The 21,845-nt window shown below is 40.3% G+C and carries 17 protein-coding genes; all 17 read right to left on the bottom strand.

The features are described from left to right. Positions 1–75: 75 nt before the first annotated feature. Positions 76–1,689 carry a hypothetical protein gene (locus ACXAFE_RS04455; protein WP_475149191.1) on the bottom strand — a complete coding sequence of 538 codons (1,614 nt, stop codon included), beginning with the start codon at positions 1,687–1,689 and terminating at the stop codon, positions 76–78. 40 nt (positions 1,690–1,729) lie between these two features. Further along, entirely contained in the window at positions 1,730–2,242 is a 513-nt protein-coding gene (locus ACXAFE_RS04450) for a DUF6931 family protein (RefSeq protein ID WP_475149189.1), read from the bottom strand. A 9-nt stretch (positions 2,243–2,251) separates the two neighbouring features. Continuing rightward, the gene (locus tag ACXAFE_RS04445; RefSeq protein WP_475149186.1) at positions 2,252–4,264 is read right to left on the bottom strand and encodes a type VI secretion system Vgr family protein; all 2,013 of its coding nucleotides are present in this window, start codon (positions 4,262–4,264) and stop codon (positions 2,252–2,254) included. Positions 4,265–4,287: 23 nt separating this feature from the next. Beyond that, the gene (locus ACXAFE_RS04440; RefSeq protein WP_475149184.1) at positions 4,288–7,650 is read right to left on the bottom strand and encodes a type VI secretion IcmF C-terminal domain-containing protein; all 3,363 of its coding nucleotides are present in this window, start codon (positions 7,648–7,650) and stop codon (positions 4,288–4,290) included. Next, a complete protein-coding gene (locus ACXAFE_RS04435) occupies positions 7,647–8,786 on the bottom strand; it encodes a DotU/TssL family secretion system protein (RefSeq protein WP_475149181.1) in 1,140 nt (379 codons plus the stop codon). The genes ACXAFE_RS04440 and ACXAFE_RS04435 overlap by 4 nt, the downstream gene beginning before the upstream one ends. A gap of 1 nt (position 8,787) precedes the next feature. Beyond that, entirely contained in the window at positions 8,788–10,107 is a 1,320-nt protein-coding gene (gene tssK / locus ACXAFE_RS04430; protein ID WP_475149179.1) for a type VI secretion system baseplate subunit TssK, read from the bottom strand. Next, complete coding sequence (gene tssJ / locus ACXAFE_RS04425) at positions 10,107–10,619, bottom strand: type VI secretion system lipoprotein TssJ (RefSeq protein WP_475149177.1); 513 nt, start codon at positions 10,617–10,619, stop codon at positions 10,107–10,109. The genes tssK and tssJ overlap by 1 nt, the downstream gene beginning before the upstream one ends. Then, on the bottom strand, positions 10,604–11,422 hold the full coding sequence (locus ACXAFE_RS04420) for a hypothetical protein (protein ID WP_475149174.1): 819 nt from the start codon (positions 11,420–11,422) through the stop codon (positions 10,604–10,606). The genes tssJ and ACXAFE_RS04420 overlap by 16 nt, the downstream gene beginning before the upstream one ends. A gap of 3 nt (positions 11,423–11,425) precedes the next feature. Beyond that, positions 11,426–12,142, bottom strand: a complete 717-nt coding sequence (locus ACXAFE_RS04415) for a substrate-binding periplasmic protein (protein ID WP_475149170.1) — start codon at positions 12,140–12,142, stop codon at positions 11,426–11,428. A gap of 6 nt (positions 12,143–12,148) precedes the next feature. Further along, positions 12,149–14,722: a type VI secretion system ATPase TssH gene (tssH, locus tag ACXAFE_RS04410; protein ID WP_475149166.1), complete on the bottom strand. Its 2,574-nt coding sequence runs from the start codon at positions 14,720–14,722 to the stop codon at positions 12,149–12,151. 10 nt (positions 14,723–14,732) lie between these two features. Then, positions 14,733–15,662 (bottom strand): type VI secretion system baseplate subunit TssG, encoded by a 930-nt coding sequence (locus tag ACXAFE_RS04405; protein WP_475149164.1) that lies wholly within the window; start codon positions 15,660–15,662, stop codon positions 14,733–14,735. Continuing rightward, on the bottom strand, positions 15,653–17,467 hold the full coding sequence (locus tag ACXAFE_RS04400) for a type VI secretion system baseplate subunit TssF (RefSeq protein ID WP_475149161.1): 1,815 nt from the start codon (positions 17,465–17,467) through the stop codon (positions 15,653–15,655). The genes ACXAFE_RS04405 and ACXAFE_RS04400 overlap by 10 nt, the downstream gene beginning before the upstream one ends. Further along, positions 17,460–17,903, bottom strand: coding sequence for a type VI secretion system baseplate subunit TssE (tssE, locus tag ACXAFE_RS04395; protein ID WP_475149159.1), 444 nt, complete (start codon positions 17,901–17,903; stop codon positions 17,460–17,462). The genes ACXAFE_RS04400 and tssE overlap by 8 nt, the downstream gene beginning before the upstream one ends. After that, positions 17,904–19,184, bottom strand: a complete 1,281-nt coding sequence (locus ACXAFE_RS04390; RefSeq protein ID WP_475149156.1) for a type VI secretion system contractile sheath domain-containing protein — start codon at positions 19,182–19,184, stop codon at positions 17,904–17,906. A 101-nt stretch (positions 19,185–19,285) separates the two neighbouring features. Beyond that, positions 19,286–20,758 carry a type VI secretion system contractile sheath large subunit gene (tssC, locus tag ACXAFE_RS04385; RefSeq protein WP_475149152.1) on the bottom strand — a complete coding sequence of 491 codons (1,473 nt, stop codon included), beginning with the start codon at positions 20,756–20,758 and terminating at the stop codon, positions 19,286–19,288. Next, complete coding sequence (gene tssB, locus ACXAFE_RS04380; protein ID WP_010560612.1) at positions 20,758–21,255, bottom strand: type VI secretion system contractile sheath small subunit; 498 nt, start codon at positions 21,253–21,255, stop codon at positions 20,758–20,760. The genes tssC and tssB overlap by 1 nt, the downstream gene beginning before the upstream one ends. Before the next feature lie 11 nt (positions 21,256–21,266). Further along, positions 21,267–21,797 carry an Hcp family type VI secretion system effector gene (locus tag ACXAFE_RS04375; RefSeq protein WP_010560613.1) on the bottom strand — a complete coding sequence of 177 codons (531 nt, stop codon included), beginning with the start codon at positions 21,795–21,797 and terminating at the stop codon, positions 21,267–21,269. Positions 21,798–21,845: the final 48 nt, after the last annotated feature.

The following is a 21,845-nucleotide window of genomic DNA, read 5'->3' as shown; positions in this document are numbered from 1 at the left end:
ATCAGAAAAATTCCGCCTTGTTATCATTTCATTTATCCGGCGCTACCTCTGATCACATACTTAACAGAATTGGTATTAACTTGGTGACTTTAATAATGATCGATCAAACGATTTTATCTCAGACATTAAACTTAAGTGGCGTTTTAGGGTCACTTTGCTCACGCCATCAATTGCATTCACTAAGCTTTGCGCTGTTTGTTGAATACTGACAAATTCTTCTTTCAGCTGAGTTGATATTTTGACTAACTTATCTCGTACTTTACTAATAAGCTGCGCTATTTTCTTAAACACCTCTTTAGCAAATTGCACCAGCTTATATAATCCGTCAATCAAAAGCCGTAATGTTGAAACCAGTATTGTGAATGCTTTGTCAGTGATCCGCTTACCCAAAGAGTCATCTAATTCAGTATCCGCACGGTTATTTAAAAGCGCACTTAAGTAGTTTCTTTTACGCACCAAAAACTGCTCGATGTTTTGCATTAATCCATCAAACTTCTCTTTTAGGCTACTGGCACCATGCTGCTCGAGTGTTGCGCTACTAGTAACAAAATCATCAAGCATTTTCTTGGTAGATTCTGCACGTTTTTTTGCAAACTTATCACCTTCACCTAAGTTGCTTACTGTAGACTTAAAACTACTCAGCTCACCAAAACCAACTTTGACTTTAATTTTATCCGAAACAAAGTCTTTTCCTTGGTTGAGCGTATTGCGGATCACATTGCCTTTTGACACATCAATGCTGTTGATATCACGCTGTCGCGCGTATGCAACTCCACTGTATGTTAAAACGCCTAATGAACAAATTACCTCAGTTCCTGATTTACACAGAACTTTAACGCGTGTCACAAGCTCTTTAGGGTTGAGGTTAAGTGGGTTTAACGGATGTGATTTCAGTAGCTCTTCTGTAATTTTTTTAGTATTCGATACTAAACTGACAAATTGACTAAATAACACCAGTTCATTGGCGCCATTTAATATACCGTGTTTAAGCTGAAACTTAACAACGGCGTCTGAAACATCTTTCATTGCTTTGGCTTGCATTGCATCGTCATAAAATGGTGCTTGCTCTACCTTACCTTTGAAATCATTGATTTTTTCTTGAGATACCTTAACTACTTTATCTTTCACATCGCTGCACGATTTAGCAATTGAATCATACCAATGACCTTCATTATCACCTGCCAAACTTTTGTACTCTTGCTTAAGCTTATCAAGTAGTTTCCACACGTCTTTTGTCACTTTGCCAGAGACAATTAGTTGGCTACCACGATCAAATGACATTAACGTCGCCAATCTTAAATCGCCAAAGCGGTTGTTACTCACATCTTCCCATTCGCCAGTCTGTTGGTTTTGCAACCACTTTGATTGCAACGGTTGTTGGCTTTGACCTAGTTGCTGTGAATCGAGCAACAGCGAGCTAATCCACTTAGACGCTAGCTGTTTAACTTGATCATCGGTTAAAAATACCATCCAACTAAAATCATATTTTCCGGTTTTAAATTTACGTGGATACAAGTTATATAATTGACCTGCTCGACTTTCATCGCTATCGCTATCCGGTTGGAAAACAAGCAAATCTTTTAAAAGCTGATGTAGGAAGCTTAGCTTGTCTGTTTCTGGCGACTTTAAAAAGCTCGGTAACATTCCACGCTTTACAAAGTTCAGCATTCGCATTGTAGTATCACTCATACTCTAAGTTCCTTTCTTAAATAATATCTATCAAGCTGGCTTAATTTGATTCAACCAAGGATAACAATATCGCTGCATTAATAGCGTGACCAACCATATTATCTGGTGGCATCACAACTGGTAGTTCAGGTGCGACAATCGAGCCGGTGCCTGACCAAAATACAGCATAGCCTAACCATCCTGCCGCGGTATCCAACCCTACTCGTTCAGCTAATTGCTGAGCTCGAATTCGCATGGTTTCATTAGGTGAACTCAACCAGCTTGCAACGCACTCTAAAATAGCGGCATTTTCAGCGGCGATCCGTTCATTGTTAGATAAAACACTTAATCCCCAGCGTATTGCTGTCATTACCGGTAAACCGTGCGCAATTAATTGAATTGCATCATGTGGTAAGTCATTCTCAACAAGCTGTGAGACTGCCATTTGAGGCTGCCAATCTGGATTGGATTGCAGTAGCGCTTTGGCATTATCTGACGCTTGGTATTTAGCCAATATCACACTGACTTTAGGCTGTTTTAGTTCACTAACAATAGCATCGGTAATTATATTCATTGTGATTATTTAATTTATTTTAACCAGTGCACCGGTGATTTCTGCCATCGCGGCACCACTGAGTTTTGCCATTGCTGTTGATGTTACTTGCGCCCCTGCGGTGCCCTCAAGTTTAGCAATTGCAGTCGATTTAACATTTGCGCCCGCAGTACCTTCAAGATTCGCTTGTGCCGTCGCTTTTATATCAACATTTGCATTAGCACTGATTTTAGTTGAAGCATTACTTGATGTAGTAAAATTCATTGCAGAAATTTTAGTATCTTGGCTCGATTTGAGCTCAATGCTCGACGCGTCTATTTTAACCCCTGAACTGCTAATCGTAATTTTATTACTACCCACTTTTAACTCAATTTGAGTATCGCCTTCCAAGGTGATTTTATCGGCTTTTAAAGTGTAGTTATTTTTTACCGTAACCGTTTGAGAATCTTCAATAGATGTGGTTTGCGTCTTCTTGATGGTAACTGAATCTTCAGCGTTTACTAAGGTTGTGGCGTTATTTGCCACTGTAATAGCGAAGTCTTTACCCGAAGTAAGTGATAACTTCTCTTCACCTTTTTTATCATCAAAACAAATTTCATGAGCAGTATCATCTGCCAGCCCTGTTTTGATGGTCGATTGCGTCGCATCTTTTTGAGCAAAAGGTGGCTGGGTGTTTCCGTTATAAACACTGCCAATCACAATCGGTTGGTCAATATCACCATTGATAAAGTCAACTAACACTTCATCACCAATGCGCGGAATAAACTGCATACCGGCATTTACGCCTGCCGTTTGCTGCATGACCCTTAGGTAACAACTGGTCGATTTTGAATCGCTCACGTCCCATAAAAAATGCACTTTGATGCGACCATCTTTGTCTTGATTAATTTCACCTTTGCTATCAAATGAGCCACTGTCAGCAACCACGATGGCATTTGTTATGCCGGTGTTTCTGGGTTTTGCAGGGTATTTCGGTGTAATAGGTAATTTGGGCGAGCGACATGTAACACGGCATTGGTAACTGGTACTGAGATTACTTTGTGATACTTCAATATCATGATGACATGCCAGCACATTGTAGTCGCCTTGCCATTGTGTATTGGGGTGATTTTTCACTGACAGGCTGGTACCTACAGTGACAATATTTGCATCCGTTAGCATCGCAATATTTTGCGATTCACTTTGCTGAGAGTCACTTAATTGCTTTACTAATGTAGTGCTGTCGCTGTAATCCCCTTTGTCAGACGATAATGAAAAGTGCTCTAACTTTTTATTGGTGAAGGTAGCAATAGATGTTGATGAAACCTGTGCAGAACCCGATTCGGTTTTTGCCTTATCGTAATTGTAACCCGATAAAGATATGCTTTTTGCGATAAGCTTTTGCTCGGGTTCAAACTTGCTCATGAGTAAGTTTGATGCAGACTTAGTTAAGGTATGGTCAAACTTCGCAAGGCTATTTGCAGAAAAAGGGGCGCTTGCGTTTTGTACCACTAACGTGTGCTTTCCCTCGTCTTGGGTAAAGTAAAATATAACGCCCGCTTCAGCCATAATGCGAGTAACAAACTGATAATCTGTTTCGTTAAACTGCGTACAGTACTCTTTTTTTGTTGATGGCATAGCGCCAAATTTATACGCACCTTTAAAACCCGCATTATCAAAAATGTCGGATAAAATGTCTTTTACGGTTTGCGCTTGATAAATGCGATAGGTACGACAAAATTGCAGCAGTGAAAGCCAGCTAGATAGACTAACTTCAAAGCTTCGTATAGATTCAGCGTTGGCTTCGAGCTCGCGAACCTCGGTAACATAGCCATTGTATTGCAACAGCGTATTTGGACGTCCCGCCACATCTTGATACCAAGTAATCGATAGCGACTTGCCAAGTTGCTCAAATACGTCTTCACCATCAGTGATAATATTCGTTGTGATGGAAAAACTGGTATTTAAAACATCATTAACCTTGCAGCTACTGAGTCTATACTCTTTTCCTTGCTCGGTTTTAGCAACAAGGTAACTGGTTTCGCCTGCAATATACGTATCCATAACTTTCTCTTATTTCACGCTATTTATTTTAATAACGTTGCGGGTATTGTGAGCTCTGCAAAAAACAGCGGATTTAAGATACTGCTATTATCATCAATACCTTTTATCGCTATCGCAACACCTTGTTTATTTTTAAAATTAATGCGTAGCAATTCACTGCTAGTGCTAGCTTGATGCTCACTGATAAAGCGATAAATGCCCCAGCTTCCCTGGTAATTTAGTTGCTGCTTTTGATTGTTTAAATCTGTCAATGTGATTATTAAATTTGACTCAGTAAACTCTTTAGGCCAGCTAAATGTTTTCGGGATTTCAGGGCCATGAGTATAGTGCAATGAGCGCTCACCCGTTTGTAGTGTAAATGCACTGAGCTCTGGCGACATATTTCTCGCCGACACGGTAACAGCTACTTGAAGTTCATTATTACGGCCGTACAAACGTTTTTGTAACGCAATATACTGACTCATAAACTGCTCTACTTCGCTATTAAGCGTTATTACAGTATCTTTATCAAAAATAGCGAGCTGTTTTTGATTACCAACGTTTAAGAAGTGACTCAATATGCTGTCGTTAAAATTATTTACCGAACTGCCTGGAGCGAAATAACTTCTCAGCGCTGTCAGCGATAAATCTGTGCCATCTTTATTGAACGGGTAAAACGGTGATATTGTACTGTTGTATGGCTGTATTACGCTATCTTGCCAAGCTTGTTGCAAATAAGCCGATACTTTTTCTTCAATATGATTTGCTGATTGCGCAAGTACGAGGGCGATTAAATCAGCGACTACAGGCTCTGAATACTTGCCAAGCCACAACCCTGAAAAAGCATCAAAACGGTTTTCACTTTGTAATTGTTTAAAGTAAGTTAAGCCTGGGATCACATCGTTGTCGGCTTTTGCTAACCACTTTTTCAACTCAGTAAGCTTTTTGACAAGCGACTGATATTCATTACTAATATCCTCACGCTTTGCGATGATCAGTGTATTTTGTGAAAACGCATGCGCCACCTTTTCGCTAACTTCGTTATGTTCCTCAGCCTTAGCAATTGCTAGTTGCTGCTCTTTATTCAATAAACGATTCGCCGAGCTCGCTAACTTGTCGAGTTTTTTCGCTTTTGCGGCTAACTTTTTCGGCGCTTTCGATGCGCTTTGCGGCTCTTCAAACGTCGGCACTTCGACCGGTGTAATATAGATATAACTGCGCAGCGTACTGTACAACTGCACTAATGGCGATGTTTTTTTTTCGGTTAACGCGTTTAACACAGGCTTTAATGTTAAACCATCAACCAGTGTGATTTGCTGATAGTACTGTCGCCAGAAACTAATGTAATCATTGATAAACTTGTACTTCAAATAATTACCAACACGGGTAAGTTCACGTTGTGATGGCGCTGATTTAAATAGACCGTGATTATCTTTTACCAGCTGTTGCATAAATTCCGACTCAGGAATAAACGACAACTGTTGCAACGCTGCTGGTGTAAACAATTGAGGTACTAAGAAATTCGCATCATCACCTTTTAATTTAAACAACTGTGTTTGCGTTGCCTCATCACCAAATAAAGAGCTTCGAATATCAATTAAACGAGAAAACTCTGGCAGTTGCTTAACGTATTCATACATCAATTGATTGGTGTCTTGCATTGCAAGCTGGCTATCAACAATGGCGAGTAACTCTTCATTGGTGTCTATTTTGCTGTAGCCAAGTTGATAATAATCTTCTAATAACGCTACAAAGTTTTGAGTTTGTACCTCATCCAAAATACCGCCTTGCTTTAAAGACTGCGCAACATAATTCATGACAACTTGTTTATTTGAACCACTAGCAAAAGACTCATAAACATCTTTAATATTAATGACCTTTAAATAGTCTTCGAGCTCTAGATAAACAAATAACTCTTCTTCAAGGTACTTTAATAAGGTCGGTTGCAGTGCCAAACTTAATTGTTTTTGATAAAGCTCTGTATAGTGACGCTCTCGTTCAATTGAAGCCAGCACTGGTAATGCAAACCACGGCTGATTATGTTGCTCGGTATCAAACTTAACGTAGGCAAGTCGTAACACCGTAAGTGGCTCGATAATAGATTCGGGATCGTTGATATCGAACTGGGTATTATCAAGCTCTGTACGATACTGCTGATGAACGTCACCAAATTCTTGGTGTAGTGTTTCGTTGTAAACATATGCTTGCCAACCTATCCAAGCTGCCGCAGAAAATATCGTTAAACCTACCGAAAACATGCCAACTTGCTTTACAAAGTGCTTAACAACCCGACGTTTATTTGTTGGCGCCGAATTAGACAGTGGTAATACTTGCGCCGCAAAGGTTTTAGTTAATTCTGCGCGCGGTTTTAAATTCGCATCTCGCACAACCGGTAGCATCGTTTGATTTACTTCAATCAAGGTGTGCGCTGTGGCTAAATTTACCCGATACTCACTTGATTCAGACTCAACCAAATGAAAGCTTGTTAACGTAAACGGCGATTCCAAGCCATTAAAGTCGAGCAAGTCTTCGATAAAACCTTCAACAGAAAGTTTTACATATTGGAGTTGCATTGAACCTAATAGCTGTTTGCGCTTGAATTCGTCATCCAATTGCAGTGAAACTTGATGAATATTGTTAATAAACAACTTTTTAAACAGCTCATCACAGGCATGCGATAATGTGTGTTGCACACCCGTTGTTTGATCGGCCAAATAGAAAGATAAGTCATCAATGTCAGTTTGCTGGTGCAGGCTTTCAGCTAAACCGTCAAGTTTGTTAACGCCACACAGAAACAAATGCAATGGCACTTGAATACCGTTACGAATATAAATTGATTCAAGCTGGGCTTTAACATCACTTAAAAAGTCTTGCTTGGTTTTCTGTGAGCGCTGAATCAGACTAAACGCATCGGTTAGCAATAACACGCCATTTAATGCTTGCTTAGGTCTAACAAAATTAAGCCATGCAAAAAAGTTTTCACGCGTCACGTTGTCTTTAGCAGTCACATGCCAAATTAGTGCCCCTTTAACATGATAAAGTGCAATATCAGGGGGCATATAAGACAATTTAACACGGTTAAACTGGGCAAAACTCTCACCCACACTTTCTTCAGATACTACTAAATACCAGGCTGTTTGATATAAATTGGCATTCAGTTTTAATTTTTTTTGTGCGCCGCGAATAAGACGCGAGTATTGCTTAAATTGATTACGTTTGTGTACACCGCGCAGTAATGCTTGGTTGATAGTGGGTAATGTAATGACCAAAACACCTACTAAGGCAATTGCAATACATACCCAGTACAAGGTGTTTGAGTAGTGAAAAATAGCATTAAGTATCGCCAGCACTATACCAATTATAATAAGTATTGCGCCGCTATATAGACGCACTAATGAACGGCTCACTGGTACTCCTTAATAAAAGGTGACACGCGACATAAACTCGAAAAATATGCGCTCACTTTTTTAGCCGTGGTGAAGCCGTCGGCAATAAAGCCAACTCGATGGCGCGCGTCGTCACCTTCAATCACCGTTTGATAGTCTTCATTGCCACATTTTTGTTGCAAAGCAAGTGCGCGTGAGCGCTCATAAAATGCACCAAGTTGCACAAAATATTGAGTTGTTGTATCAACTTGGGGTTCAGGCTGTGTTTCAGGTACGTGTGTAATTGGCGCGGCTGTCACGACTGGCTTTTGGTAATTTTCTTTAGAGGTAAATTGCGCATTTTCAATTGAAATTGGTTTATGTTTTAACTGTTGCAAATGAGCAAAGGTATTTTTGGCCATTTCATCATATTCATGATGTTGGCTTTGATATATTTTGCCGACATAAACATTGTAAGAGATCAATCCAGCGAGCATTAAGAACACAATAAAAACAACAAAAGACGTAGCAGAAACGCCTTTAAATAAGCCATAGCTAATATGAGATTTTCGCTTAATGTTTGCTAATGGGGAAACCGTGTTTTGTTCTTTAAATGCGCCTAGTTCAGTAATTGCAAAATTTACATCAGCAATAATTTTATTAAGCTCTGCTTGTTGCTGGTTATTAAACTTGCCCTTAAAGCCGAGCTGTAACAACAAATAGCAAATTTTAATAAGCTCAATATGCTTTTTTGGAAACTCCATTAGCTGCTTGAGTAAACTAAAAAAGGTTTCGCCGCTGTTACGAATACCAAACAATTGACTGACAAGCGTGTTATTTTGCCATTGAGTTGTATCTAATTTACATTCATAGCTGATGCGCTCATCAAAAAACGCAGCCCAAACAAAGCACAGTTTATCGAGTAGCGCTGGCGCTATATTTTCATCGCGGCCACGACGCTTAAGCGCTTTAAGTTCCGTTACCAACTTATCGCGCAAGTTATCAAGTGAATTTGCTTCATCGAGTGACGCAACTGCATCAATCATCGGCAAAAACGGTAAACTCAAACGCAATAACGCTTCACCTTGCCATTCAATTTCATTGAACAGATCTTTAAGTGCAGTGTTTTTTTCATCAACTAATGAAAACTGGTTAACGGTATAACTGGCTATTTGCATACTAGTTAATTAAAAATAATTTAACGTCTTCAACATAAATACGCGCATCAATATGTAATGCGAGCATCTCCTTGTTATCAAGCACTTTTTGCCAAAGCACATCATTTAAATCAATTTGGAAATAGCTGGTGTTGGCACGCTCTTTTAACTCTGGTGGCGGAAATGGCAATGCAGTAACATTTACTCCTTGCGTTGCATTTTTTATGCATTCGACAATGGATTTATTGCCCGCCAGTTTGAAACCAGTTTCAAATACTTCTTTGGCAATATTGGCCTCAGAAGATACCGCAATAATCACCCTTTGTGCTTGCCTCACTTCTACTTGCTTAATCTTTGCCAATAGCATGCGTCTGCTATCAAATAGCGATTTATCCCATAAATACTCAATCACATTTTGCTGTTGATTGATTGAAAGCTTGTCTTTTATTCGTGATATCACGCTATGAAATTGGTGATACAAGTTTTCAAATGTCAGCGGTGTCCACGATGTGCGCGGTTCAAAATCAGCGCTCAGTAATGCTGATTCAAACTGCTTTAATTCATAAAAAAAACGTCCCAGCTTGTAGTGCTGTGTACGCTGTGTCGCTTCAAGCCATGGCAACCAGTGATATATCAAAGAAAGAAGTTGCTGCTCTTTAAACAACACACTACCCGTTTGCGTTTCAATCGTTGCGTTTAAACGTGCCAGTAGCTGATTCGCTTTTGCATTCGCTAAGGTCTCAAGCTCTTTAATCCGTTCAAGCAAAATATCCGCAGCTCCTAAGCTAAGGCAGTCAGGAATAAACGCGCGGTCGATCACCACCTCACCGTTACCATTAACCTCTAACACTTTGCCAACGGCTAATTTAACGAAACCATCTAAGTTATCTTCTTCGAGTTGCAAGGTGACATTAAGTGACGCATGTTCAACTTCAAGCTCAGCTTGTTCGCTTGAAGTAAAATCGAACACTTTAGAGAAATGTGTTCGATAGCGGGATGTTGCAAGCTGATTGTTAAAGCTGTCATTGCCAACCAACATAATTGGTACGGTCAAATAAACCATTTGGTCAACCGTACCTTCAGGGATATGTAAAGCAATCTCGCTTTCTAAATTGAAGTATTGACCATCTGGTAAAATGCCTTCGCATGCTTGAATTGAAAACTGCCCAAGGTTAAGCAAACCTTCATTTATTTTTAAACGGGTTAAACCACAATGTGGCGTCAACTCTCCGGTTTTCAGCCTGCTATAATTCTGTATTACGCCTTCTAAATGCGCATCCATCTGTTGAAAGTGCTGAGGGTACAAAAAGGTGCCATCGCGCCAAACGATTTTATTATTCATTATGCTGCTCCCCAGCTAAATAGACTATCCCACCAACTTGGTTGAGGTACCACATTAAAGGTCACTGTACTGCCTTGAATTCCCAACCAAACAACCGTGTCTTTCGATAAATCCTCTGGCAATGTAATCAAGGCTTTTGCTGCACTTTTTTGATAGTCTGTAAATTCAACTAACACAGCTAAATGGCGCACACCTGGCAACAATTCAATGGTCTTAAACTCTGAGGTTTGCGGCATCACAGGATACCATCTCTGACGCTCTATCAGCTGCTCAGCCAACACTGATTTATCGTCATTAAATAGCGTAATAAAGTCGCTTTGCATAAAGCGATCTGACTTTTCAAGCTGATACAAGCGAACCGCCACTGGATTGGCGGTCTTATTTGACCAATTAAGTTTTTCATTGGTCTCCAGTTTTAGCTGAATAGGCAGAGAAAAACGCTTCAATAAATCGTTGCTCGAGCAACCAAATAAACTAGCGATTATTATTAATATAATTATTTTTGCATGCATTCTATTAATAGCGCTTTAAACTGACGTTTAAAATGCCCTTCATTTTGTTTTCGCTGATAATAATTCTTGTATGCGACCCACTGTTTGTTGTTCCAGCGTGATGGCGGTCCAACCATCTCTTCAATCATCTCAGGATCAAACTCTTTAATAAACTGCTCAACAACATCATCCAACATCATAAGCAATTGTTTTTGCTGAATCCATGGATTTTGCGACACTTCTAAAAGTTTATCTAACTTCTTTTCAACCGTATGAGAGTAAGCTCCCTGTTGGCTTGATACATCAACGTCCTGATAAGCATGATAATCAACAAACTCATCCTCTTGTGATTGATGCTCGGCCACTTGATCAAGTTCACTTTCAAGATCGGCAAAGATATTACTGGCATCAAATTCAACATTCGAAACCATGTCATAAAAATCACTCGAGGCATCATTTGCCTTATCTGAATCGTTGATTGATTCAGTTTGCATATCCGTGTCGGCCGAAAATAATAGGGTGTAACCATTAACCGCTATCACATCACCATCACTTAACGTAACGGACGAATTGGCAATTTGTGCTCGTTGGTTAACCGCAACCCCTTCAACTTTGGTCAGCAGTTTAAAACGACCAGTTGTCACATCAGGCGAAACACGAAAGTAAATAGCGCCCGCGTCTTGGTTCGCATCAACTGCAGGTAAAATTAAATCACACTCAATTGACCCACCTAACGCCACGCCAGCCTCGGTGACGGTTGCCATACGAGATAATAAGCGAACGTCTTCGGGGCACTCTGTCACTTGTAACATTGCCGAATTCATGAGTTAGTTCCCCGTATCCTGCACCAGGCAATTAGACGCAGCAGTATTAAATGATTGTAAAAACGTCGGATGCTCATTTAAAAAGGCCTTAGAAAACAGTACACCAAGCGCTATTTTCCCATAGTGCTGACGCGAAAAGCGAGTACTTTGCAAATTATGCTTTGATAATTCATAACTAAATTCTTGTTCATCTAGTAATATTGCGTCTACTTCATGGCTCACTAACAATTGCACCAACTCTTCGGCATCACGCGGCTTTTTCTGTACGTTATATGCTTGGCGTTTTAAGGTTAACCATTCGTCTGAACCAAAATCAGCAGCCACTTTGTATTTTTGATAAAGCGGGTTAGTTGTCGCTACATCAATTTTAGAGCCTGTGAAATACCAATAAAGGTACTTTTGTGCCAACGGGATAGAGAGCTCTCCAAATTTACTTCGTCTTTCGCTGTTAGCCACAGCAAAAATAGCATCAAGTTGGCCAGTACGCAGTCGTAACTCAACGTCAACCCAATCACTAAACTCCGCTTTAAACGGCGTTTCCATGCGATTAAAAGCACACTTTACCTGGCGAATTACATCACCGTACACTTTACCGTTCTCAACATAGTGATATGGGTAAACTTGGTGCGTCGCTAAACGCACCCGTTCAATCGCCAAACTGTTAGCTGTAACGAATAAGCTCGATACAAGCAGCACATATGAAAATGCTCGATACCACATTAAATGTTATTCAACCTTCAGTTCAAAATCGGTTGCATCGGCAACACCCGTAATAGTTACGCTGGTTACTGCATCTCCATTACTAATTCGTTCAATGCACTTTTCTGCTAATAGCGGCATTAAATTGCGGTTAACGATTTGCTCAATCGCGCGCCCACCGATAGTTGGTTCATTACCTTTAAGCACTACATAATCAATAAACGACTGATCATAATCCAATGTTGCACCATAGGTTTCTGACAGCTTTTGTGAAATTCGTTTTAACGCAATACCCGCTATTTGTGCTAATTCATCAGTATTGAGTGGGTAATATGGAATAATATTACAGCGACCAAGAAACGCTGGCTTAAAGTACTCTTGCAGCGCCGGACGCACGTTATCAACCAGTTCGATTAAATCAGGACGCGTGTCCTGTGCATCACAATAGTCAACTATCGCGCTATCAGCCGCATTCGATGTCATAATAATCAGTGTATTACGGAAGTCGATATTACGCCCTTCACTATCTTGGATGCAGCCCTTGTCAAAGATTTGGTAGAAAATATCATGCACACTCGGGTGGGCTTTTTCCATTTCATCAAGTAGCAGCACACAATATGGATTGCGACGAATTGCCTCTGTTAGCACCCCGCCTTTACCATAACCCACATAGCCAGCTGGAGAGCCGAGCAACATAGATACCTTGTGCGCTTCTTTAAATTCGGTCATGTTAATAACCGTCATATCTTGTTCGCCGCCAAATAGTTGATCGGCTAACGTAAGCGCGGTTTCAGACTTACCTACACCACTTGGTCCACACATTAAAAACACACCAACCGGTTTGCGTTTATCTGTTAAACCTGCGCGCGACACACGAATGCTTTTCGCCAACTCATGCATTGCATGTTTTTGACCAATAATTCGTTGATGCAACGACGCTTCAAGTGTCAGCAATTTCGCTACTTCATCTTTTAGTAAATTGCCAATAGGAATGCCTGTCCACGCACCAATTACCTCCGCAATGGTTTGTTCATCCACAATAGCATGAACCATTGGTGTTTCACCTTGCAGTGCTTTTAATTTGTCTAACGATGTTAAAAAGTCACCTTGCTGTTCACCGCTTTGAATCGCACTAAGTTGGTCGACTAGTTCTTTTTCTTGTTGCCACTGCTGGTTAATCGCTTCAAGTTCAGACTCAAGCTGTGCTTTTTTTGCCTGCTTTTCAGCAATACTGGCGGCTTGGTTGTCGAGCATCTCATCTTCTTTGCAAAGCGATATAAGCTCATTTTCAAGGTAGCGAATTGACTGCTCAACCTTTTCCAGTTTTGCTGGCTTGGCACTTTGCGTTAATGCGATACGCGCACATGACGTATCTAAAATACTAATCGCTTTATCAGGCAGCTTGCGACTTGGCAAATAACGTATTGATAAGTTAACCGCGGCTTCCAATGCCGCCTCGGTAATAAACACTTTATGATGCTTTTTAAGAGATTCAGCGACGCCTCGCAACATTTGTAATGCATCGTCTTCATTTGGCTCATCAACTTTTACAACTTGGAAACGACGTGTAAGCGCAGGGTCTTTTTCAAAGTACTTTTTATATTCTTCCCACGTGGTCGCTGCAAGCGTTCTAAACTCGCCTCGCGCAAGGGCTGGTTTTAGTAAGTTCGCTGCATCATTTTGCCCTTCTGCGCCACCAGCACCAATTAAAGTATGTGCTTCGTCAATAAATACCACAATCGGTACATCGGCGTTTTTAACTTCGTTAATGACATCTTTTAAACGATTTTCAAATTCGCCTTTAACGCTGGCACCCGCTTGTAATAAACCTAAATCTAATGAATGAATTTGTACGCCAGATAAAACGGGAGGAACTTCATCATTCGCAATTTTTTGCGCAAGCCCTTCTACAACAGCGGTTTTACCTACTCCAGGCTCACCGACAAAAATTGGGTTATTTTGGCGTTTTCGACACAGTATATCGATTGCTAATCGCACCTCGTCAGCACGCCCCGAAACCACATCTAATTCACCATTTTTAGCCGCTTGGGTTAGGTTTACCGTATATTTTTCAAGTGCTCCATTGGCAATTGATGCTGCAGGCGTCGCACCTTGGCTTGTTGCGCTTTTTGCTGAGCCACTTGCAAGCGACTTTATATATTCTTTTAAGCTTTCAATCGAAACATTATTAAGTGCCTCAAAGTGATGGCGATTCAATGAAAGCGGATCGGTTTGTAGCATTGCAAGTAACAGGTGCAATCCCACAACTGCATTATGCGAAAATTCAACCGAGGCAATTAACCACGCTGATTTAATTAGTTCGATAACATCAGGACTAATTGTAGGTTGCCCCGAATGTGTTTTATCTAAACGTGCTAGCGCCTTTTCTAGCTCAGCTTGAAAAGCAGGTAAATCAACTTTTTGAGATTCAAGGAATTGCTGTAACTTAGCGTCACGCCCTTGCAACAAAGAAACCAACCAATGCTCTACTTCAATTGCACCAACTTGCGACTTCATCGCATCTGCTGCTGCATATTCCAACGCATTTTTTAGGTTATTGTCCAAAAAGGAAATGAGCTTTGAAATTGATATTTGTGACATAAAAATCCTTTTAGCTCGACAGAGCCCTTACGGTTCGTTTATTTGTTCCATGCAGTGTGGCTAAGTTTGAGTTAATACCTAACACCAGCGCATGCTGTTTATTCTTGGTAAGTGCTAAACACGATTTATCTGAACCAGTATATTCAGCCTCAACATTAACTACAACTTCGTGATTAACATAATACTTACAAATTGATTTGATTGATTGTAAAACGTCCATTGCAGCGCTATTTTGCTGTTCAATTTGACTAAAAAATGCAGAGTCGTCTATTTTCACTACCACATTTAGCGTTCGACCCAATTGCACAAACGTTTCACCTACAATAGCGCCATGACCTAGCTGACACCCCCCTAAACGACTGCGCGCCGTTTGTGGAATAGGCTTATTTTCTAGCTGATTAAGCGCAATGGTAAATTGAAACGGAAAATAATAAGCCAAAAGCAACTTTAAATTGTTTAGTGAATGACTCTCACCACGTACAACCAAAGTTGCCGGCAACATATTTAATTCTTCGTAATGGGCGGTAAGTGCTTCAAAATAACTCTGTTTCAACGCATTTTGCTGTTGTTTATCTCCGCACTTTTCGGCGCGATAAACAATTGAGTTATATGAATCAAGCTTCACTGATTGACGCACCATTGCATCATCAAAAATAGCAATAAAGCGTAAATAGGCGCGATTAGATTTTAAATACGCTTCTTTTAACCAATCTAAAATAAAATGAGGTAAGCCGCCATTAATGCCAAACAAAGTTGCTTGATGCGAGCGCACAACCAGATGTTGGTCGGGTAATTGGGTAAATTTAATGTACTTATCGTGATATTGATTAGAAAACAAATCTTGTTTATAGCTAATCTTTTTAACACCTAGTACTCGCGCTAAGCGATTGAAATGAAGCGCCGACTTTACTTTATAAAGTGCCTTTTGCTTTAGCTGCATACGCGAACTCCTAGCTGCGCATCAAACGTTTTTACCGGCCAATTGAAGCTAGTGTACGATACCGATAACTGGCAACAACGGTCAAATGCAGTCTGTGCTAAGAAGAAGTCATTAAGTAATGCAATAAATAAGGAATAGTCTGCATTGAGCTCTGAGTTATCCAAAGTCAATTCAATTTTCATACCTGGTACAAACACCATTCGCCCTTCCAGTAAAAACGGGGCATTGATCTTTTTAGCGGCAACGTTATAGATGACGTTTAGTTCATGGTGCGTGGCATTTGAGTTAATGAATAAACGCAAAAACCCTTTTAGGCTTTCTTTGGCATTATCCGCCGTTAATAACTGCGACATATTAAACGACAATAACTTGAGCATATTCCAATAATTCTGTTCATCGGTAGTGGCTTGCGTTGGCTGAATTGCTACACCGCCAACGTCAAACTCACCTGCAAGCGCTTCTTCTGTATTGACAACGATTTGGTTACCAACATGCACCTTGTTTGCTAAATGCGCATCAAAACAGGTTACCTCTGCGTAGGCATTAAAGCCGTTAGGTAACTCGCTGCTAGAGTGATTAATTGGAAATATTAGATGCTGAACTTCCTGCCCAGATAAGGCTTTAATATTTCGACCGCGGCCAAGTTTTGTCGTTTGCGACCAATACAATTGCTGATTAAAATCGATAGCTTGTTTACCCAAAATCGGCGGAATTTCTACTGCACCTTCAGTATCAACGCGCAGCACCCGATCAATTGAGTAAACTTGAATGTTCGATTGACTTGCATCAGCAATAACAGGGTACGAAAGCTCTTGATAATTAACACGGATTGGCTCAGATGTTTGATGAAATAAGTTACTAAACAGGGTTTTGTTTATTTTTACTTCTAATTTTTTCTCATCTAATAATGCAGCGCCTAGCTCGTTTAAATAGAAATCGAGATACACGCGTTGACCTGCTTCAACCGCAATATGATGTGGGTTGCGCAAAATAAAAAAATGGCGCTTATCAGGAATAGAAAAATACTCTTTAAGCTTAAAGTAAACGGGCACTTCATTACTTGCAATTGGCGATACAATAAAATCATCATCAATCACTAGCGGCTTAAAGTTATCTCGGCCAAGCGATACCGACTGCGCTTGGTCATCAACTGTGATTGCAACGTCTATTAAAGCCTGGTTAATAACATCAGCAACATTACGACCTATCGACTCATTACTAAAATGAAGTTGTAATGGCTGCGCTAACACTTGGCGCATATCAACTTCAAGACTAATTGGATCGAGCGCTACACGAAGGCAAAAAAGCGCGTGCTTGGTGTCTAGGTTACTTGGAATCGCATGCTCAAAAGGCGTTTGCTCAAGTTTAAAGAAATCAATTTTAATTGGGCTAAAAGTGATGGGTAACGAATTACACAAAGTTACCTGAGTATTATCATCCCCTTTATTAATGACTTCTAACTCAACTTCAATCTTTTTATCAAGAAATACAGGCTTATTAAAATCATCTGGATTTGGATTAAAGTGCGCTTTTACTACTGTTGGCAAAGGTTGAAATAGATTAGGTGAAACAATTTGCGCGAATTCTTCAATATGGCGAGTGCGCAGCGAATCGATTTGAATTGCATTTTTTGCCGATACCCAGGCAAAGCTATCAACTAAACGTGTAACGTTCGGATCTTCTTGCCCTTTGTCGTTGAGGTTAATGTGTTCAGCTTCACGTCTAAAACGCTTACGGAACCCCTCCAAGCCACTTCTGATGCTCGCAAGTTCATCTTCAAAGTGTTTTAACATGCGATTAATCATAATTTGTGTCGTTCTCTATCATGACAGTCATTTTTGTCAGATTTATATCTGTATCAAACTGGAGCAACTCTTTTTTACCGTTTATTAGTAGCATTGCAGATACTTCAAATTTGAGCGTATTAGTTAACTGGGCTTTTTGTGAGTCATCAACATAGCTCACTTTTATATCTTGTAGGCGTGGTTCAAACTGCATAATTTTGTTTTTTATTCTTAATGCAATTTGCTCACCTGAATTTAGGCGACTAAACAATGCCATATCTTCTATACCGAAACACAAGTTTGAGTCATCGCTCAAACTACCATCGCCTTGGTGTAAACTCGCTGCTTCGGTTTTTAAAATCAAGCCAATGTTGTGGTGAATAGACAACACAATTTCATCCATTGAGTTAGTGCCGACTTCATCCTGTTCCAAATAAAATGCGCTAAAAAAAGACATTTATTCAACCGCCGTCGATAAACTAACTAAACTTGCAACGCGGTCGTATTGGTACTGTGGCATTAAATCAATTTGGCAACTGTAACGCTTCAGGCTGCCAGGTTCTTCATCCACCGTTACTTTCGCCGATCGTAACGGCATACCGGCTAAGGTCACCTCATCATTAACAATCGAGTTAGAGCAATACTGCTCTAACCAATGGCTGATGCGGTTCTCACAATCATGGGGTTCCATAGCTGCGCCAATCATTTGCCTTAATTGCAATTTAATATAATGGGCAATTCTGCTGATCATTAATGTTGTTTGAATCAAAAAGCGATTTTCACCGTCTTGCTCTAATTTAACCGAACTATTCGATTGGAAAAAATAGCGGTTATTTAGAGGGTTATAGAAAATCGGAATTAATCCTAATTGGGATAAAAACGCAGCACTAGACGCCGACAAATGGATTTTAAAGCATGGTTCTAAATTAGCTTTTAAACCATAGTTTTTAATTGCACTGCCACCTAGCGAGTCCAATTTGCGCGACTTTAAAAAACCAAACCAGCGCACACGATTAAATTCAATAATTACATTTTTTAAAAACGTGGTCGCAGCATTACCCCATTTAAACGCTTCGGTTTCGTCTTCATTAAAGACAAAACCAGCGGGGTAGTATTCGTAACTTTCCCGAATCGCGACTTTATTAAATACCAAGCCAAGAAAGTGGCTATTTGGGCTTTCTCTTAAACGATGCCACGTATCAAAGTCGTGATCCGTCAGTACACGTTTTACTTTTTCTACATCAGCCAAATACTGTTCACCTTGAGCGCCTAAAAAGCCATCGTCAGCATCGAGTAGAATTGGACATAAACTTTTTTCACCTAACGCAGCAAGCAACTCTAAAGTGTATAAATCATCAAATTCGTTATCGTAATCAAAGTCTAATGTTAAATTATGATCGATAACCACTAAGCCATAAGGCTCACCACCTAAAGTATTAAATTCTTTATTGGCGATTAAATTAAACAGGCGTGAGTGCGATACCGAAGTAGAAATATTTAAGTCTTGCGATATTTCTCGCCAAGAAATATTAAGAATGCGAACTTTTATCGCTTTGTAGTTAACAGGTAAACTGGTTAGTTCCTGTAAATTAAGCCATCGAGCCTCTAAAGCTTGGAACTTTTTGTCAGACATCACTTTAGATAATTGAGCACTGATAAGTCGGTCAATTTCAGCAATCAAATTGTACGCTAACGCTTTTGATTGTTCTGATGAAGCTGTCTGATCGCTCAGATTCACACAGTATTCCTTGTTTTTATTATTTTCAAATCAAAAGCGAGGTGCTAATACAGCACCTCGCATAGTGGCAACTCACCTTAATAAGTTGCCCTGATCTGGCATTAGCCCGGTAGGCTTGCAACCATACGTACAGACGTTGTTAACTCTTCCATCTGTAACCAAGGTCTTAAATGCGCTACCGCCGAGTATGAACCTGGACGACCCGGCTGTTCGATAACTGAGATTTGCGCTTCCGCTAGTGGCGTTTTCGCGCGTTCTTCGTTACCCATTGCTCCTGAGTTGGTATACATCGCGATCCATTCACTCATTTGCTTTTGAATGTCGCTTGCTTCCATATTTGAACCAATGTTGTCACGGCCCATTACTTTTAAATAATGTGCAATGCGACTACTTGCCATAATGTACGGTAAACGTGCTGAAATAGCTGCGTTTGCCGTTGCATCTGGGTCTGTGTATTCTTTTGGCTTCTGAGTCGTTTGACCGCCTAAGAACACGGCATAGTCAGAGTTTTTGTAATGAACAAGTGGTAAGAAGCCTAAATCACTTAGCTCTTTCTCGCGCTCATCCGTAAGATTTACTTCTGTTGGACATTGCTGCGTGATATCACCTGAGTCAGTCAAGTAAGTTAAGTTAGGTAACGCTTCTACTTTACCGCCGTTATCCATACCACGAATTGCAGTACACCAACCAAACGCTTCGAATGCGTTGTTCATGTTCAAGGCCATATCGTATGCAGCATTTGACCAAACAATTTCATCGTTGTTTGCTGGTTTTGGATTACCTGCGTTATCGTTTGCAAGCTCTTCAAAGTTAAATGACTTAATCTTTTTACCTTTAAAGCCGTACGGTAAACGAGCCATGGTACGAGGCAATGTTAATGCGACATAACGTGCATCATCACTTTCACGGAATGAATTCCATGACGCATAACTTGGCGAATCAAATGCAGGTGCAATTGGCTTGCCTTCGCTAAACGTTGAGAAGCTGCTTAGTTCGAACATTTCTGGCGATGCTGCAGCAATAAATGGCGCATGACTCGCAGCTGCCACTTCACCCATATAGCGCAGTAAAGCAACATCTTCATCCGATTGAGAAAACTCATAGTCACCTAATAGTAAACCATAAGGTTCACCACCCGCTGTACCATATTCGTGTTGGTAAAGTGAGTTAAATAGTGGGCTACGGTCAACTGCAGGTGCATCTTCAAACTGCTCTAATAACTCGTCTTTTGAGATGTTAAGTAGTTTTACTTTTTGTGATGTGCCTAATGCACTGTTGCGGATCAGTTTCTGTAAACCTAACCAAGAACCTTCTAACTGTTGAAAGTTATCTTTTTGCATAATCTGTGACAGTTGCTCTGACATTTTTTTGTCAATCGCCGCTACCGCATTTGCAATTGTATCGGTAAGGTTTTTATCCCATGTAACTGTGCCTGACATCGCTTCTTGCGTAAGCGACGTTAATAGCTCTTTAGTTCTGTCTGGTGCTGTTTGACTTGTTGCGCTAATTGCTCTGTCTAAAAATGACAGGCTTTCACCTTCGGCAGCTGATCCTTGTTGTAACTCTTCAGACATTATTCTTCTCCCTTCACGCCAAGTTCTTCTGATAATGAGCTAAGCGAATCTGCACTTTGCAGAATGTCTTTTAACAGCTTTTCAAAATCGCGCGAACGGTCTGCTTTACTCAATAATTCATTTAGCTGATTGCGTGTTTCAAGTAACTTCTTAAGCGGTTCGATGCGCTGAACTAACGCATCCGGCTCAAAGTCTTTCATTGATTCGAACTCAAGATTTACTTCAAACTGGCTATCATCATTTTCAATTACGTTATCAACTTTCAGTGATAACTCAGGCTTGATGCGGCCAAGAACTTCGTCAAAGTTATCTTGATCAACTTGGATAAATTCACGATCTTCTACTTCTTTCGGATCTTCTTTGTCACCTGAAAAGTTACCTAATACAGCTGAAACAAAAGGAAGTTCTTTCTTCTCTGTTGCGCCATTAGTTTCCACGTCGTAGGTGATACTTACACGATTTTTACTAACGCGCTTATGTTGCGAATTAAGTGCCATTTTTAATTACCTTATTTTAAGTCTGCCGCAGAAGTTAACTGGTTACCAGTCGCGTCGTACTTAACAGAAGCTGCTTTTTCTAACTTACCGCCTTCATCTTCTACGAAGAAGATTTGCTCAATTTTAGTATATGTTAGCGAGAATGATTCACTTGGCTGGCTGCCATCGCTACCTGAAATACTAAAGTTAGCCATACGTGCTTCTTCTAGTGAGATAACAAAGTAAGGAACAATGCCTTTACCGTCGCGAGATGGTTTTGTCATTACAAGCTCAACAGTTTTACCGTCTGCGCCTGGTTGGAATAAATACGTTAAAAGGTATGGTGTCGCACCATCGTATCCTTTAGAAATGCTAATTTCGCCTAGTGCTACCATGCCGTTATCTTGGTTGTTAGCATTGCCGATATCAACCGACACACCACGCATAGCACCCCAAGAAAGGCTATCTACTGCAAACCAACCTTTTTTGCTATTTAAATCAGCTACTGTTGCTGCGCCCTTGATGCTATCGTTACCATCGATTCTCATGAAGATTGATGCCATCTTACATTCTCCTTAAATATTTATTATTTTGCCCTACTAAATGTAGAT

The sequence above is a fragment of the Pseudoalteromonas sp. ABV4_021 genome (assembly GCF_056159365.1).
The sequence above is the reverse complement of the archived record's forward strand: the minus strand, read 5'-3'. Positions and strand labels throughout refer to the sequence as shown.

Bases quoted from the DNA above. Each gene is read 5' to 3' on its own strand.
- ACXAFE_RS04450 (WP_475149189.1), bottom strand. From the start codon at position 2,242: ATGAATATAATTACCGATGCTATTGTTAGTGAACTAAAACAGCCTAAA.
- tssJ (WP_475149177.1), bottom strand. From the start codon at position 10,619: ATGCATGCAAAAATAATTATATTAATAATAATCGCTAGTTTATTTGGT.
- ACXAFE_RS04455 (WP_475149191.1), bottom strand. From the start codon at position 1,689: ATGAGTGATACTACAATGCGAATGCTGAACTTTGTAAAGCGTGGAATG.
- ACXAFE_RS04375 (WP_010560613.1), bottom strand. From the start codon at position 21,797: ATGGCATCAATCTTCATGAGAATCGATGGTAACGATAGCATCAAGGGC.
- ACXAFE_RS04405 (WP_475149164.1), bottom strand. From the start codon at position 15,662: ATGCAGCTAAAGCAAAAGGCACTTTATAAAGTAAAGTCGGCGCTTCAT.
- ACXAFE_RS04420 (WP_475149174.1), bottom strand. From the start codon at position 11,422: ATGAATTCGGCAATGTTACAAGTGACAGAGTGCCCCGAAGACGTTCGC.
- ACXAFE_RS04445 (WP_475149186.1), bottom strand. From the start codon at position 4,264: ATGGATACGTATATTGCAGGCGAAACCAGTTACCTTGTTGCTAAAACC.
- tssK (WP_475149179.1), bottom strand. From the start codon at position 10,107: ATGAATAATAAAATCGTTTGGCGCGATGGCACCTTTTTGTACCCTCAG.
- ACXAFE_RS04400 (WP_475149161.1), bottom strand. From the start codon at position 17,467: ATGATTAATCGCATGTTAAAACACTTTGAAGATGAACTTGCGAGCATC.
- tssB (WP_010560612.1), bottom strand. From the start codon at position 21,255: ATGGCACTTAATTCGCAACATAAGCGCGTTAGTAAAAATCGTGTAAGT.
- ACXAFE_RS04415 (WP_475149170.1), bottom strand. From the start codon at position 12,142: ATGTGGTATCGAGCATTTTCATATGTGCTGCTTGTATCGAGCTTATTC.
- ACXAFE_RS04435 (WP_475149181.1), bottom strand. From the start codon at position 8,786: ATGCAAATAGCCAGTTATACCGTTAACCAGTTTTCATTAGTTGATGAA.
- tssE (WP_475149159.1), bottom strand. From the start codon at position 17,903: ATGTCTTTTTTTAGCGCATTTTATTTGGAACAGGATGAAGTCGGCACT.
- tssC (WP_475149152.1), bottom strand. From the start codon at position 20,758: ATGTCTGAAGAGTTACAACAAGGATCAGCTGCCGAAGGTGAAAGCCTG.
- tssH (WP_475149166.1), bottom strand. From the start codon at position 14,722: ATGTCACAAATATCAATTTCAAAGCTCATTTCCTTTTTGGACAATAAC.